The sequence below is a fragment of the Alteromonas sp. I10 genome (assembly GCF_003201515.1).
GTDB classification, from domain to species: Bacteria; Pseudomonadota; Gammaproteobacteria; order Enterobacterales; family Alteromonadaceae; genus Alteromonas; species Alteromonas macleodii.
Genome location: NZ_QJJN01000004.1, coordinates 206,600 through 222,862 on the forward strand (window position 1 = coordinate 206,600; position 16,263 = coordinate 222,862).

The 16,263-nt window shown below is 44.0% G+C and carries 9 protein-coding genes; 6 read left to right on the forward strand and 3 right to left on the reverse strand.

Annotation, left to right across the window (positions count from 1 at the left end; genetic code table 11):
* Nucleotides 1-140: 140 nt before the first annotated feature.
* From BZA03_RS09950 to BZA03_RS09975, 6 genes are all read left to right on the forward strand, one after another.
* Nucleotides 141-392 (forward strand): hypothetical protein, encoded by a 252-nt coding sequence (locus tag BZA03_RS09950; RefSeq protein ID WP_014949892.1) that lies wholly within the window; start codon nucleotides 141-143, stop codon nucleotides 390-392.
* A gap of 205 nt (nucleotides 393-597) precedes the next feature.
* Nucleotides 598-2,517 (forward strand): Cache 3/Cache 2 fusion domain-containing protein, encoded by a 1,920-nt coding sequence (locus tag BZA03_RS09955; protein WP_110288679.1) that lies wholly within the window; start codon nucleotides 598-600, stop codon nucleotides 2,515-2,517.
* Nucleotides 2,518-2,743: 226 nt separating this feature from the next.
* Entirely contained in the window at nucleotides 2,744-5,392 is a 2,649-nt protein-coding gene (locus tag BZA03_RS09960; protein ID WP_110288680.1) for a M1 family metallopeptidase, read from the forward strand.
* Between the two features lie 337 nt (nucleotides 5,393-5,729).
* Complete coding sequence (locus BZA03_RS09965) at nucleotides 5,730-9,701, forward strand: ExeM/NucH family extracellular endonuclease (RefSeq protein ID WP_110288681.1); 3,972 nt, start codon at nucleotides 5,730-5,732, stop codon at nucleotides 9,699-9,701.
* Nucleotides 9,702-9,717: 16 nt separating this feature from the next.
* Complete coding sequence (locus tag BZA03_RS09970; protein WP_110288682.1) at nucleotides 9,718-10,293, forward strand: PEP-CTERM sorting domain-containing protein; 576 nt, start codon at nucleotides 9,718-9,720, stop codon at nucleotides 10,291-10,293.
* A gap of 115 nt (nucleotides 10,294-10,408) precedes the next feature.
* Entirely contained in the window at nucleotides 10,409-11,296 is an 888-nt protein-coding gene (locus BZA03_RS09975; RefSeq protein ID WP_110288683.1) for a WYL domain-containing protein, read from the forward strand.
* Between the two features lie 52 nt (nucleotides 11,297-11,348).
* On the opposite strand, the gene BZA03_RS09980 is transcribed toward BZA03_RS09975, so the two are convergent.
* From BZA03_RS09980 to BZA03_RS09990, 3 genes are all read right to left on the reverse strand, one after another.
* Nucleotides 11,349-13,472 (reverse strand): response regulator, encoded by a 2,124-nt coding sequence (locus BZA03_RS09980; RefSeq protein ID WP_110288684.1) that lies wholly within the window; start codon nucleotides 13,470-13,472, stop codon nucleotides 11,349-11,351.
* 91 nt (nucleotides 13,473-13,563) lie between these two features.
* Complete coding sequence (locus BZA03_RS09985) at nucleotides 13,564-14,766, reverse strand: pectinesterase family protein (protein WP_110288685.1); 1,203 nt, start codon at nucleotides 14,764-14,766, stop codon at nucleotides 13,564-13,566.
* A gap of 13 nt (nucleotides 14,767-14,779) precedes the next feature.
* Nucleotides 14,780-16,246, reverse strand: coding sequence for a glycoside hydrolase family 28 protein (locus BZA03_RS09990; protein WP_110288686.1), 1,467 nt, complete (start codon nucleotides 16,244-16,246; stop codon nucleotides 14,780-14,782).
* Between the last annotated feature and the right edge of the window lie 17 nt (nucleotides 16,247-16,263).

The following is a 16,263-nucleotide window of genomic DNA, read 5'->3' on the forward strand; positions in this document are numbered from 1 at the left end:
CGCTAACATCGAGGCAAGCATGCTAGTGGTTTGTACCCAAGGGCGACGCGCCCTCACGAAAGTATAACCGAGATTTACAATTTGTCGCATTTCGACAAAAGGTGAAATTTGAAGGATCCTAAAACGTACAAAGAGAAATTATGGCAAAACCTAATGCAAAAGGGCCGGTCAGAACCGTGCAAATTTATTGCTCCAAGTGCAAATTCCAGCTATTTAAATATCGAAAAGGCGGCAAAGGCGCGTTGGTTAAATGCTTTAAAGAGAGAATAGTTGAGGACTTTACTCATGAAGAAGGAATATGTCCTTCTTGTCACGGACAGTTTGCAAGGAATGCCTTAATTCGAGGTGCCCCGGCACTGAAAATTGTTGGCACAAAGGTGACCATGAAGTAGCACAGACTGATAATCGGTTGTTAATTGGACAACTTTTTTAAAATATAAACGTTTGGATAATTTGCTCTTACGTAATTTTTGCCTAAATTAATATAAAGGGATTGCTGCCTCAAGCCGTTGTGCTGTTTGGTAAAAAATTTAAGGCCGAGGTTAGAAAGCGCAACGGAATGGCTTTGTATTAAACGTCTACATATCGAGATGATAAATGTCCATTCAAAGAAAGTTTCTATTTTCTATTTCTGCTGTTATCGCTTTGTTCGCTTTAATTGTTGCCGTGGCAACGGTTATCACCACTTCCTCAAATGTTTCAACCCTTGTTCAAGAGCAAAAGAAGAACACCGCCGATCGTTTAGTGAATATTCTTACTGTGACTGACTCTATCATGCTTGAACGCGTCAAAAGCAGTATGGCGTTGCTTAAACAACGAGGTGAGGCAATCGGTGAGCCTAATCAAACCGATATTGTTACCGTTAAAAATACGCAGGCTCGGCAGCTAAGGTTGGGCAATGCGGAGCAAGCCAACACATTCGATTTGGTCGATAACCTGACAAGCGTAATGGGAGGCACAGCCACGCTTTTTAGTAAAACAGGAGACGACTATATTCGCGTGAGTACCAATGTCATTAAAAATGGCGAGAGGGCGATTGGCACTAAGTTGGCCCCTGATGGCAAGGCGATCAAAAAGATTAATCAGCAGGAAGCGTATTACGGTGCGGTTGATATTTTGGGTAGCCCTTATTTAACAGGTTACGAGCCAATGTTTAACAGCAGTGGTGACGTTGTGGGCATCTGGTATGTGGGATATTCAGCCGACCTTAACGTATTAGAGCAAGCCATTAAGCAAAGTCACGTGCTAAAAGAAGGCTTTGTTGCCCTTCGTGATGCAAAAGGTAACATTCGCATGCATTCCGCACATGTGAATGATCGGCAGGTGGCCGACGCCCTTCAGCCTAATGATGACTGGGCTGTAGAAGTGGTACCGTTTTCGCCTTGGGGTTACGATATTATATTAGTGGCGTCGACGTCAGAAAAATCGGCAATGGTTCGAAGCTCTGTGTTGGTTGTTGTACTTAAAATCGTATTGGCGAGCGTGGGAATTTTGATCACCATTTGGTTGCTCGTTAAGTATATTGTTGGCAAGCCACTTGAAGAATTCATTGGGGTAGTAAACAACTTGTCTTCTGGTGAGGGAGATTTAACGTTCCGTTTTCAGGCATCAAGAAGCGACGAGTTTGGCACCATGGCAAGAGCGTTTAATGGGCTTCTTAGCCAGTTACAAGACACGTTGCAGAGTGTGGACGAAGCCACCGACCACATGCTAGCAAAGTCAGAAAGGTTAAATGCAACAGCGTTGCAATCCAAAGATACCGTTTCACAACTTAGCCGAGAAACGGAGTCAATTAATAACGCCATTTCATTAATGCAGCAGAATGCACAAACGGTGTCGTCAACCATTCGCAGTTCAAGTGAAGCGGCACACGCTGCCGATCAAGATACGCGAAACAGCGTAAGCGTTCTGGCGCAAACCATTAAAGACATCCAGTCTCAGGCAAGCGATGTGGACGCGTCAGTACAGGTTATCACTGAGTTGGCTCAGGCAAGTGAAGAAATTAGCGGTGTAATGGAAGTTATCAGGAATATCGCAGAGCAAACGAATCTACTTGCGCTCAATGCAGCTATTGAAGCGGCTCGCGCTGGTGAGCAGGGACGTGGCTTTGCCGTTGTCGCTGACGAAGTCCGCTCGCTAGCAAGCAGAACGCAGTCTTCCACGGAAGAAATTCGCAATATGATTGAACGCCTTCAGCAAGGTAGCCGCGTGGCTTCTGAGAAAATGCAGCAAAATAAAGAAACCGCCTATAAAACCGTGGACACCACAAAACATGCTGGCGATTCGTTAAAGCAGGCGCTTGACGCTGTTGCACGCATCACAACGTTAAACCAAGACGCTGCCACAATGGCTGAAGGACAAACAGAAGTTGCTAACGATGTGAATAAAGGGGTAAGCAGTATTCAACAGGTGGGCAATGCCAATACTACCTATGCAAAAGAAGTGGTAGATAACTGTGAAGCCTTAGTTCAGCAAGTTAAGCAAATGCAAATGCAGTTGCGACGATACCATTTCTAGAGTTGCTGGCTTATTCAATTGATTTGGCTGTCAGCAGGCAGCGAAGCAGAAACAAGATAAATCGCCAGAGTCAATGTACGCTGAAATGCACAATTCTTGCGGTTGACATGAATAGTAACAATTTGAACCAATGCCAAAAGGGCTTTAGATTGCTAAGGCCCTTTTTGATATTTATTCTTACCCATGGATGAATATAGGGATCTTCCCATAACATGGATAAACCATAATGAAACAACTATCTACACTAGCCGGTGTGGTTGCGAGTGTTTTTGCATTCACATCGCTATCGACAACGGCAGTAGTGGCGCAAGAAGCGCAAACTGCACCTGCAGTCGTATCACCCGCGAAAAAGACACTTGCTGATGTTGAATACCGCTTACCGTCAACGATCGCTCCCACTTTTCAACGTATTCACTTAAATATAGACCCTGATAACCCTACATATTCTGGAAAAACGAATATTGATGTAACGGTTAAAACCCCAACTAAGAAAGTGGGCTTTTATCAGCAAGATTTGACCGTGACTTCTGCGCGTTTAGTGTCTGGAAGCAGCAGCTTTCCTCTAAATGTTACGATTGGAGAATACGACATCAATTGGGGCGAATCGCAAGATGAGATTGCGCCTGGGAAGTATACGTTAGAGATTACGTTTGAAGGGAAAGTGAACACGTCTTCAGATGGCATGTATCTGTCACGTTTTGAAGAGACCAACTATATATTTACCCAGTTTGAAGATATGCATGCGCGAAAAGCGTTTCCAAGTTTTGATGAGCCAAACTTCAAAATTCCTTATCAAATGACCATCAGTTCTCCTGAACATCAGGAAATTGTGGGTAATACACCTGTTGAAAAGGTGACAGTGGAAAACGGGATAAAAACCGTAGTGTTTGAAAAAACTAAGCCCATGCCGACTTATCTTATTGCTTATACCGTAGGGCCTTTTGATAGTGCTGAAATTTCTGGGCTGTCGGTGCCAGGAAAAATATACGTTCCAAAAGGGTATGCCGATAAAACCAAATTTGTTATCAAACACATCCCAGAAATCCTAGCCTCGCTAGAAGATTTTTTCGGTATCAAGTACCCCTATAAAAAAATGGATTTTGTTGCCGTACCCAACTTTACCCACGGTGCAATGGAAAACGTAGGTTTAATTACCTATCGCGATAGTTTGTTACTGCTAGAAGATAACCCAAGCGTCACGGAGCGTTCACGACCGCTAAATGTTATTGCGCATGAACTTGCTCACCAATGGTTTGGCAACTTGGTAACAATGGCGTGGTGGGATGACCTATGGCTGAACGAAGCGTTTGCGTCTTGGGCTGCAAGTCATACCATGAAAACCTTGTATCCAGAGTTGAACTACGCCGATCGCATAGTGCAAGAGGGAGCATTTGGTGCAGATGCTAGTCCCACGGTGAAACCTGTTAAAAAGGTAGTGAAAAGTCAGCCAGATGTGATGGATGGGTTGGGCTTGAACTACTCAAAAGGTGAATCAATTTTACAAATGATTGAATCGCTAATTGGTACAGAAAAGTTTCGTGAAGGCGTTCAAAACTACATGAATACCCATGCTTGGGGTAATACCGTAGCAGACGATTTGTGGCGCGCTCTAGATGAAGTGTCCGATTTCAACTTAAGCGCCATGATGAAAGCCTACTTGGAACAGCCGGGCTACCCACTTATTCATATTTCAAAAGATGGCAAATTAACCCAGTCCCGTTTTCACCTTGCGGGCGCGACCGTGGAAGATAAGACATGGGCAGTTCCATTAAAGCTGACTTATCAATCAAACGGAAAAATACTAAACGAAGTGGTTTTTATTGATAAAGAAACCACAGTTTTACCTCAGCTTGCTGAAGCAGACTGGGTATACCCTAATGACAATGCAACAGGTTACTTCCGTTGGTCAATTGAATCAGCTCAGCTAAACGCACTGCTAAACAACATTGACGCGCTAAATAAGCGTGAAAAGAAAAATGTGCTATACAACTACCAGGCGCTGTTAAACGCAGATCAAGTAGGTGTAGACAGCGTGATGAAGGTGCTTAATAGCTTGGCAAAAGATGATGACCCTGCGGTCATTCGTGCGGCTGTTGGCGTGTTAGCTGAGTTTAGTTATTTAGTAAATGAAGACAATAAAGCCGCATATGCGAAGCTTCTAAATCAAAATTATATGCCTTTGTTAAACAAGCTAACCTTGTCTCAAAGTGAGCAGGATAACGCAGATGTTATCCGCCTGCGTAACCAGCTATACAGCTTGCTGGGTACTCATTCGAACAATGATCAACTTGTTGAACAAAGCGTTAAAATAGCGAAACAGTACCTTGCAGATACTAGCAGTGTTCCTTCCGGTATTGCCGGTACAGCAATTGAAATTGCTACGCGAAATAGTGAACAAGGCGAGCAGGGCACATGGTTTAATACAATTGTAGAGGCTTTTAAAAAAGCACAGTTGCCAAATGTGAAAAGCACGCTGGTGTATTCGATGTACTTTGAAGACAAAGCGACCGTCTTTAAAATGTTAGATTTAGCGCTTACCGATGATATTACGCCTGCAAATACCATGTATATGGTGGTGAGAGTGGCACGTAACTTAGACGATCATACGCTATTGTACGAGTGGCTTAGCAAGAATAAAGACGCGCTACTAGCAAAAATGCCTGATTACCATGTAAGCAGAATGCCGGAATTTGTTTCAACAACCTGTTCGGCTGAAAACTTAGAAATGGCCAATGCGTTCTACGCGCCAATTAGTGAGACCTATCAAGGAATGGCACGCGGTGTCGAAATTATGCAGGACGAGTCTCAACAGTGTATGCGGCTGAAATCTGCGTTTCAGGCAGACTTTAACGCCTTCTTAAACGAGCAGTTATAGGCAACAACGAAAAGGCGTTTACCCAGCGCTTTTTGTCCTAAAGTTATGATTGAAAGAGCGTCCACTAGGCGCTCTTTTTTTGTGCATAAAACTGTAACATGCACCACGGCGAGTCACTAAAATATTTCAAAGCTGAAACATTTACGCATTGTGACAAATCAACTTTCCCTGTACCAAAGTTCAGCAGAGTTAACCGATAAGTAAGTTTATTTTAAACGCCTAAGCTTCTGATTCTTAAAGTGTGTTACGTTTATATTATTATTTTTATTAAGTGCTTGCTGCGTATACGTATGTATAAGAATTTATACCTTCCTTATACACAAAAGCGGAAAGCAAAATGATTCATGAGGGTAACACACAAAAATATAAGCTGAGGAAGTCAGCTAAAGTAGTTAATGCATTGTTGGCAGGTGCATTGTCATTAGGCGTTGTTTCAATTAATACCTCTGCAGATACAGTATGGCAAGAGGACTTCGAAGCAAATGAACTGCAAGGTAAGGGCGCAACTGGCTCAGACCCAGCGGGAGCAATTGTTGATCTTGAAGGTGTTGATCGTTGGTCAATAGACGTGTCAGCGAGTGACCTTAGTGCCACTTCAGATTGGTTCCGTGTTGAAAGCGGCGCAATGCAAGCACGTGATACTGACGGTGAAGTAGTCTGGTTGAGCGAGTCTATCGATATATCTGGTGCCGGTGAAATCACTGTTAATGCTGTGCTTTCTCAAAGTGGAAATTTTGAAACGACAGACTACATCGATGTATTTTACTCAGTAGATGGTGGCGCGTTCGAGCTTATTACGCTTTCAGAAGGGGCAACGAATACGGTTCAGGAAGACTTTGGCTCAGCAACACTGACCGAAACGATAGGTAGCGGAAGCACGTTAATATTAAAGGTAGCCATGGCCAATAATGCTGCCGCTGAATACCTTAATTTAGAGAGTATTTCAGTAAGTGGAAATGGAACTACCGATGGTGGGGATACTGGCGGTAACCCTGATGACGGCGGTGAACCTTCAAATGAACTTCTTTTCTTAAGTGGTACTTGTTTTAACTGCCCTGATTTGGAAGCAGTTAACCTAGCCAGCGACTTTGTTGCATCTGACTATTACGCAGCTCTCGACACAGCTATTGCAAACGGTGAAAGTGCGCAAACGTTAAAAGACACGGCGCATAACATCATTGAAAATGGTCATCGTACGCTTTCTTACTCAGAAGTGTGGACAGCACTCACTTACACTGATGAAGATCCTGCTAACACCGATAACGTTATCTTGTTCTACAAAGGCATATCACAAGGCAAGTTTACCAACGGTAGCGGTAGTCAAAGCACCAACCCAGACAATTGGAATCGCGAACATGTTTGGGCTAAGAGCCATGGTTTTCCTAGCTCAAGCCTAACGGGATACAGCGATATTCTGCACCTGCGTCCTACCGATATTTCTGTAAATAGCTCGCGCGGCAACTTAGATTTTGATTTTAGTGATAGCGCGCTTTCTGAAGCGCCGTTAAACCGAGTTGATGGCGACTCTTTTGAGCCTCGTGACGCAGTAAAAGGTGATGTAGCACGCTCAATGCTATACATGGACGTGCGTTACGATGGCAATACAGCTGGTGATACCGAAGACGACTTAGTGTTAGTAAATCGCCTTACCTCTACTAGCGAAGCCGCGTTTGGTAAGCTTTGCGTATTGCTTCAATGGCATGAAAGTGATCCAGTGGATGATTTCGAACGTCGTCGTAACGAGCGCGTTTATGAATTCCAAGGAAACCGAAATCCGTTTATTGACAAACCTGAACTTGCTTCACTTATCTTCAACGAGAGTTGTGATGGTACAGGTGGTGATACTGGCGGAGACACGGGTGGCGATACTGGCGGTGACACAACACCTTCTACCAGCAGTATTTACATTTCAGAATACATCGAAGGCGGCGGTTTCAATAAAGGTATAGAGCTTTTCAATAGCTCGACACAACCGGTAAGTCTAGCGGGTTATGAGTTAGTTTTACTCTCCAATGGTGAGACCGCAGATGCTGACCGTAAAGTGTTAGCACTTGAGGGCACAATCCCAGCAGGTGGCGTAGCAACATTCGCTCACGGAAGTGCAGATGCACTGTTAACTGCCGGCTCAACGATTAGCAGCTTCGTGATTAATTTCAATGGCGATGACTACATTGAGCTCGTCGCTAACGGTCAGGTTGTTGATGCTTTAGGTACGTACGGCGTTAAAACTAACTGGGGTAAAGACGTTACTTTGGTACGCAAGAGTTCAGTAACGGCAGGCAACCCTAACCGCAATCCAGCGTTTACCACTGATGAATGGGATAGCCTACCAAAAGATACGCTTAACAATTTTGGTTCGCACAACGGTTCAGTAAGTGAGCCAACAGACCCAACCGACCCGACGGATCCTACTGATCCTACAGACCCCGTTGGTGAAGTAGTACTAATTAGCGCTATCCAAGGCGAAGGCGATGAGTCAGCAATGGTTGGCGCTGACGTCATTGTGGAGGCTGTAGTAACAAAAGTTGTACCAGCCATGAGCGGTTTCTTTGTTCAGGAAGAAGCAAGTGATTCAGACGATAACCAAGCAACTTCTGAAGGTGTGTTTGTTTACGCAGGCTCATTCAACCTGCCGGAAGCTGGGGATGCGGTGCGTTTGCAAGGTACAGTAGGCGAGCGCTTTGGTGTAACTCAATTAACTTTGTCTGCAGAACTCGAGGTTACGGGTGTAGGTAGTAATGTGCTTTACACGCCTGTTGCAATGCCATTTAGCCCTGATACTGATTTAGAAGCACTAGAGGGCATGCATATTAGTTTTGAGCAAACCCTCAAAGTTTCTGATATCTACAATCTCGGACGTTATGGTCAGTTCAACGTGTCTTCAGAGCGCTTATTCATTCCTACTAATCAGTTTGTAGCGGGTTCACAAGAAGCGTTGGCACTAGCCGAAATTAATGCACGAAATACCTTATTGGTTGATGACGGAGAAACATCACAGAATTTGGATGATATTCCTTTCCCTGTAGGTGGTTTATCCCACAACAATCCACTGCGTTTGGGCAACAGTATCGAAGCTTTGGAAGGTGTTTTACATTACGCCTTTGGTGCTTACAACCTCATCCCAGTTGGTGATATTCAAACTCTAAGCACTAACCCACGAACTGCTGCACCACAGCTAAATGCTATCGGTGATGTAAAAGTGGCTAGCTTTAATGTGCTTAACTACTTCAACGGTCCAGAATTCCCAACCTCTCGCGGCGCAGATTCAATTGCTGAATTTGAACGTCAGAAAGCGAAAACTATTGCAGCTATTGTAGCGATGAATGCCGATGTACTTGGCCTTGTTGAAATTGAAAACGATGGTTATAGCAGTGACTCTGCAATTGCGACACTAGTTGACAGCGTTAACGCTGAACTGGGTAGCGATGCATACAGCTATGTTGCATTAGAATCACAGCTAGGCGGCGATGAAATAGCGGTAGGTATTATCTATAAGCCTGCTGTAGTTTCGTTACAGGGCAACCCTGTGACTTCATCTGAAGCCCCATTTGACTATGGTAACCGTCAACCTTTACTACAAAGCTTTAACGTAAACAGTAACGGCGAAGACTTTACCTTAGCGATAAACCACTTTAAGTCAAAAGGGAGTTGTGGCAGTGCTACAGGCAATAATGCTGATTTAGGTGACGGTCAAGGCTGTTGGAACGAACTGCGTACCCAAGCAGCACAAGGCCTAATTTCTCTTGTTGAGCAAAATAGTGATGTATTGTCTGACCGCGTTATCGTAATGGGTGATTTGAATGCCTATGCGAAAGAGGAACCTATCCTTGCGCTTGAAGAGGCTGGCTACAGTAACTTGGTTAACTTCTTCGATGGCGAGAGCGCTTATTCGTATAGCTTCGGCGGCGAAGTAGGTTATCTCGATCATGCCTTATCAAGCCCTTCATTAACTGAATATGTGGTAGATGCAACGGTATGGCACATTAATGCCGATGAACCTCGTGTGTTCGACTATAACGTTGAATATAAGACTGAAAACCAGCTTTCTAGTTACTACGGCGCTGATGCGTATCGCTCGTCAGATCACGACCCAGTAGTGGTAGTGCTTAACTTCCCAGAAGAAGTAACAGTTGGAGATTTTGATGGTGATAACGATGTGGATTACAACGATATCATGGCCTTCTATCAACTGTTTTTACAAGGGCAAGCAACGGGTGAAAACTACGATTTCAACGGCGACGGCCAAATTAGCTTCTTCGATATTCAGGCATTAATGGCGATGTGTACACGCGCTAATTGTGCAATTTAATTTTAGGAAAATAGCAATGAAAAAATTCTTTTTACTATTAATGGCTGCAGCAACTTTCAACGCAAATGCAGCTTACATCTCGATTACAACGGATAAGGATATTTATAACGTGGGCGAGACAATAATGGCCACGGTTAGTGCAAGTAAGCTAATCGACGAAAATGCAGTTCAGACTTACTTCAAGGGGTATGACGTATCTATATTTTTTGACACGCTATCTGTAAGCTTTGATCCTTCTACAATAATGGAGTTGGGGGCTTTTGGCGGACTGGCTGCCGGACCGTTTAACTCAAGTACTGGGAATCTCATTTCACTTAGCAATGGGGTACTTTTTGTTGATGTGCAACCAATTCAAGAGGGTAAAGATGAAATCGCTCTTTTTTCGTTTGCCTTAGTGGCCTTAAGTGATGGTTTGGTCGACCTATCGTTTGCTAGTGGTCACTTGTCAGAAGACTTCGGGGCGCTCATAGCTAATGTTACAACCCAAGGCACAAGCTTTGAAATCGCTCAAGTACCTGCACCAGGTACCTTCGCGCTATCGCTTCTGGCTTTAGGTGGTATGTTTTTCGTCCGCAAACGTGTGAAGTCATAAACCTTAATGGCTAAAAGTTTAAGCCCAGCCACGTGCTGGGCTTTTTTATTTCTATTGCTATTTACATACGGCTTTAAATAAACCACACTGAATAAAAATACAATAAGTGCGCACCATGTTAGAGACCATTTCTTTTTCTCAACGCCAACGACTGGCGTATATCGATTTCTGCCTTTTGTTTAAAGGGGCTATTCATCGCCAAGACTTAATAAATCGCTTTGAAGTGGGACTATCGGCTGGTTCTCGTGACTTTACACTATACAAAGAGCTCGCCCCTGATAACTTAGTCTACGATCCAAGGGAAAAACGTTACTTTCAAACAGAAAGCTTTATTCCGGTTTTTGAACACGATGCAAAGCGAACCCTTGTGAAGCTTGCCAACGACATATCAGATGGATTTGATGCGATCGGTGACATACATTTCCCTGTTGAAAGTGCATCTTCACTTAATGTTCCTGATATTTTTGTGGTGGCGAAAGTGGTACAAGCCATCGTGAACAAAAAGGCGATGAGCGTAATCTATACGTCGCTTTCAAGCGGCAGTGGTGCAAGAGAGTTAGTGCCTCATAGTATTGTTGATAATGGTCAACGCTGGCATGTTCGCGCATTCGACAGGAAATCACAAAGTTTTAGAGATTTTGTGCTAACTCGAATTAGTAAGGTAACGGTTAAAGCGGAACCTGAAACCCATGAATGCATAGATTGCGATGAAGAGTGGGGACGACTTATCTCACTTGAAATTGTGCCGCATCCTAAGAATATTAAATATGCTACCGCAATAGAGCTTGATTACGCCATGGAAGAAGGCGTGCTTACATTGGAAGTACGGGCTGCCATGGCGGGATACCTGCTTAGACGTTGGAATGTTGATTGTACAAAACATGCAAGCTTACGTACCGGAGAGTATCAACTTTGGCTTAGGAATCAGCAGAGCCTTGCGAATACCGACAATTTAGCCATCGCGCCAGGGTACATTGCAGAGCAAGAACCCTATACCGTATAAAATGTGGAAGTGGCCTGCCAAACAGCTCCTTGTTGAGTGTTAGTACATGCAGCTAACCGATATATTTCTTGATACAAACCAGTAGCGTGTCTTTGTCTAAAGGCTTGGCTAAAAAGTCAGTCATTCCGGCAGCCAAGCACTCTTCTTTGTCTTCTGCGAAAGCGTTTGCAGTGAGCGCAACAATTGGTGTATCAACCTCCAATGCTTTGCGTAATATTGTTGATGCCTCAATTCCTCCCATGACGGGCATATTGCAGTCCATCAAAATAAGGTCGAATTGATGTCGCTTGCCCACGTCTACGGCATCTTTTCCGTTCTTAACATGTAGGAACTTATAGCCTTCTGACTGCAATATAGTCTTCACGATTTCGGCATTGATTTCGTTGTCTTCAGCTAGCAGTATGCGTTTCTTCTTATTGCCTTCTTTAACATCATTATGAGATACGGGTTTTGTTTCAATTAACCTTCCTAAATCATGCTCAAGTTCTCGACGATTAATGGGCTTAGCATGCGTACGCCAGATAAGTTCAGACACATCATTTTCATCTTCTAGTCGTTCCAGTTCAGCAGAGATAAGAATGATTTTAGGAAATTTATCTGGGTTCATCGCCTTCAACTGTTCTAGCAAATCGACCCCACTCATCTCTGGCATAGACAAATCAAGAATAATAACGTCGAAAGCCAGTGGGCTGTCTGATAGGTAGGCTTTTGCACTATCATAACTTTGGGGCACAATTGACATGGAGGTAACGACATGCTCAAAATATTCGCGGCTGGTTTGTAAATCATCAACTATCGCACAGCGCAAATTAGCACTGGGTTCAACGTTAATGTCGGGCAGCTGAGATTCTTCCGCTGCCATGGTAAAACTGAAGGTACTTCCTTGACCTACAAATGAGGTTACATTGATGTCGCCGAGCATGAGTTTCGCCAACTGCTTCGCAATACTTAATCCTAGCCCTGTACCTCCGTACTCACGGGTGGTGGATTGGTCGGCTTGCTCAAATTTCTTAAAGATATTATCAAGCTTTGATGACTCGATACCAATGCCGGTATCAATAACATCGAAGCTTAAATAATTGCCATTTGGGCGTTTGGTATAGGTGACCTTTAACGTGACAGAACCTTGTTCAGTAAACTTAATTGCATTACTTAACAAGTTGTGCAGAATTTGCGAAATACGAGTGATATCGCCTTTAATGACGTGAGGTAAGTCAGGGTCTTTTAAGTAATGAAATTCAAGACCTTTTCTTTGGCAGTAAACCCGCTGTAACGACACCACATCGTCCAAGACTTGTAATAGGTCGACTGGCGCCTGTTCAATTTTGATTTTGCCTGCTTCAATTTTTGATATATCGAGAATATCGTTGATTAACACAAGGAGTTGCCTACCAGCAGTTTTGGCTTTTTTAAGGTAGATGTTGCTTTTGTCAGGGTTGTCTATGGCCAACTCGATCATGCCAAACAGGCCGTTCATTGGTGTGCGAAGTTCGTGACTCATGCTTGAAAGAAACTCTGATTTTGCTTTGCTTGCTCTACGAGCCTCATCAGCCGAACTTTCCGCTTGCTCTTTCAAGCTCGTTAGTTTGGCAAATGACCGTTTAACGGTGCGCTCCATAGGGGAAAAGATGAATGCTGCCTCGATACATAATAGAGCGAGTGTGGCTAGCCATAAGTAAACTTCAATCGAAAGAACCACATCTACTCTAGCAGTGGCGTCTTGCTCGAACCGCGCGACGACATAATCAAGCTGTTGTAATAGCGATGTCAGCGCTTGAATATCTAAAAGCGTAGTGGGCTGACACTGTGCTGCATCTAAAATTTGATCGGCGCTTTTTATGTATCGGTTTACTTTGTTGTCGAGCTGGCCTTCGTTAAAGTAAGTATTAGAGATAGAGGCGGGAAGGTTATCGAGTGACACAAGCTTTTGATGATTTTGTTTGAAACGTGCTAACGATTGCGCCAAATACCTTTGCTCTTCACTGTCTTCGCAAATGTTTGGTGTAGAGGTGAGCAACGCAATACGCTGTGAAAGCATGCGTTGCTGACCCGCGATATTGATTATTTCAGCATCTTTCTTCTGATCACTGATTAATTCGTACAGAACAATAAAAGAAAGAGTGACGAGTGTAGCGGTTAGCAATAACGCAACGATATAACGAACACGTATAGACATAAGGGTAGTAGTGGCACAGTGATAACTAAAAGATAATAGATACCAAGTGGTTACGCAATGTGCCGAGCAAATTACTTACGCTTATGTTGCCCTATTTAATATCTTTCGGGATGTTATTAGGCACCCAGCCTCGCAATACCGCCTCTTTAGTGTAAAAAGCCGCGTTTTTATCATTAAGAAAATGAGAGTTTATTGCTGGTGAGGAGACTGCTTTAGGTGCACCTTCTCCATGAGATTGGTACTCGGAAAATCTTGCTTCAGTGTGGGGATTAAATGGTCTCTTTGTACCTGATGGCGTAGTTCCACCCATAGTAGTCCAGCGCTTTTGGATGATATGACCTGCCATATAGGTGTTGATAAACGTGGTTTTACCTACAGCGTAAGGGTTTGCATATCGGCCATCTGAAAAGGTGGTTGTAGGATGCCAAGGCCTTCCCAGTGCCACGCTTTCATTTGGAACGCCGTGTTCTCTTTCAAGCCTACAGTTATTGAACGTTAACCCATAAGGACGCTGTAAATGAGTGCTTGGGGCGGTAATGTAGCCTGTTAGTCCTTCGCTATCACCGCCAGAATAACGTTTACGGGAAACAATAGAAACGCTTTCAAAAAACGCGGTGCCCTCACCAAAAATAAAGTCAATATGTCCTGCTATTGTTCCGCCTTCAATCAGAGCGCGGTCACCTTTTAAATAGAGGGTATCTTGGTAACCCCAGAGTGCGACATTTTTAAGGTAAGTGCGATCTGAGTTCACATCGGTTTTAAGCGCTACTGCCTGCGTACCTGATAATCGAGTAGGGTCGTCTTTTGCTTTGACCTCGTTACCGGGATAATCAAAATCATTGGTGATAGTGATATTTTCCAGAGTGATATTATCACCTAAAATCTCCACAGTGGCAGTGCGACGAGTTCCCCATTTTTCTTGAGAATTCTCTGCGACTTGTTGACCTGCATATCGATTGAAAACGATAGTCGTTGTTTCTTGCGACTGGCCCACAAAGTGAACATTATCAACGTTTATGACGACACGCTCTCGATAAATGCCTTCGTTAATAAAGACGGTCCATACTTTATCTTTTTGTGGCTTGTGAGACGCGATATAAGCAACAGCTTGGGACACAGAGTTAAAATGAGGTAAAGCGTCCTTACTTACGTCACTGTCATCGTCACTGTCATGTGATTTAGCTACCACTACATCCGTCGTTGCTGGCATCGCCGCGCTTAATCCACTGAAAAGTATACCTGCCAGCAACACAAAGGCTAAACTAAGACTGACACGTGCTTTATTAAATTCCATAGTATTTATTCTTCTACAGCCCGTGCTTGTTAAATGGTTGGCTATTAATAAACACATTGTTTATTGAAAGATGCGCTACGTTTTCGATAACGGCATCTTTAAGCGCACGTTTTATCGTTATGTTATTCAACGTCAACCCAGAAATAGGCGTATGGTCATACCCGCGAAGCACAAAGGCCCGGTTAGCTGACGCAACGTTTAAGTTCTCTATAGTGATATCTTCCAGTAGAGGAGGGAAGTTACCGGCATCACCTTCTTCGTAGAAGAAATTAACGACAACAGCGTCTTTCACCGTCCCAATATCGATATTGCGATAGTTTAGATTTTTTAGGTGACCACCCCGAATACTGTTGGTTTTAATTCTAATGCCGCGGTCTAAATCAGGGCTACTCATGGTGCAATACTGGGCATAGAGGTTCTCTACACCACCGGATATTTCGCTGCCGATTACAACACCGCCATGGCCAGCCTTCATCTCGCAATGTTCTATGACGATATTGCTGCAGGGAACATTGACCCTTCTGCCGTCTGCATTGCGTCCAGATTTAATGGCAATGCAATCGTCCCCTGTATCAAATGTACAGTTAGAGATAAGAACGTTCGTGCAGCTTTCAGGGTCGCATCCGTCCGAATTTGGGCCGAAACTTTTACAGTACACGTCGTTAACGGTGACGTTCTTGCAAAGCACAGGGTTAACTAACCAAAATGGAGAGCGCAGGATGGTAACACCCTCGATAAGTACATTTTCACAGCGGTAAGGTTGTATAAACGGAGGGCGCAGGTAATTATTTTCAAAAACGCGGTCACTAACGGGTGTCCCGTTTTCTACCATTTCTTGCAGCGTGTCTCTGGTATATTTTTGGTTCTCAACCGGATCGTCACCCCATGTTGAAGCCTTCCACTTACCTTTCCATGGCCACCAGTTGTCTTTCGCCGCGCTACCGTCAAGCGTACCTTTGCCGGTGATTGCGATATTACTTTGCTCAAAAGCATAAATAAGAGGGGAGTAACCCATTAACTCCATACCTTCCCAGCGAGTAAAAACATATGGTTTGTAATCATCAGGATTGGTAGAAAATCGAATTGTTGCGCCTGCCTCAATATGCAAGTTTATATTCGACTGTAAGTGAATTGGGCCGCTGCATAGCCAGTCGCCTTTTGGCACAACCACTTTGCCACCACCTTGGCGTGCGACTTGGTCGATAGCTGCATGTAACGCTTGCTTAAAGTCACTGCCATTTTCATTTAAAAAGTCGGTAACATTAGCTTCGCGTTTTGCAAAGGTGGGGCGCTTTATCATCCCTTTAATAAGGTTTGCTTCGGCGTCCCACTGGCGTTGAGTCCTTCCCGTTTCGGTCACATTTGCACATCCGGATAGGAATGTAGGAACACCTACAGCCATCCCAGAAGCTGCAACAGTGGTGGCGAGACCAGACTTTAAGAAGTGACGTCTGGCATTCGGTGAGTTAGGTCGGACCATCATATACCCCTTTTATT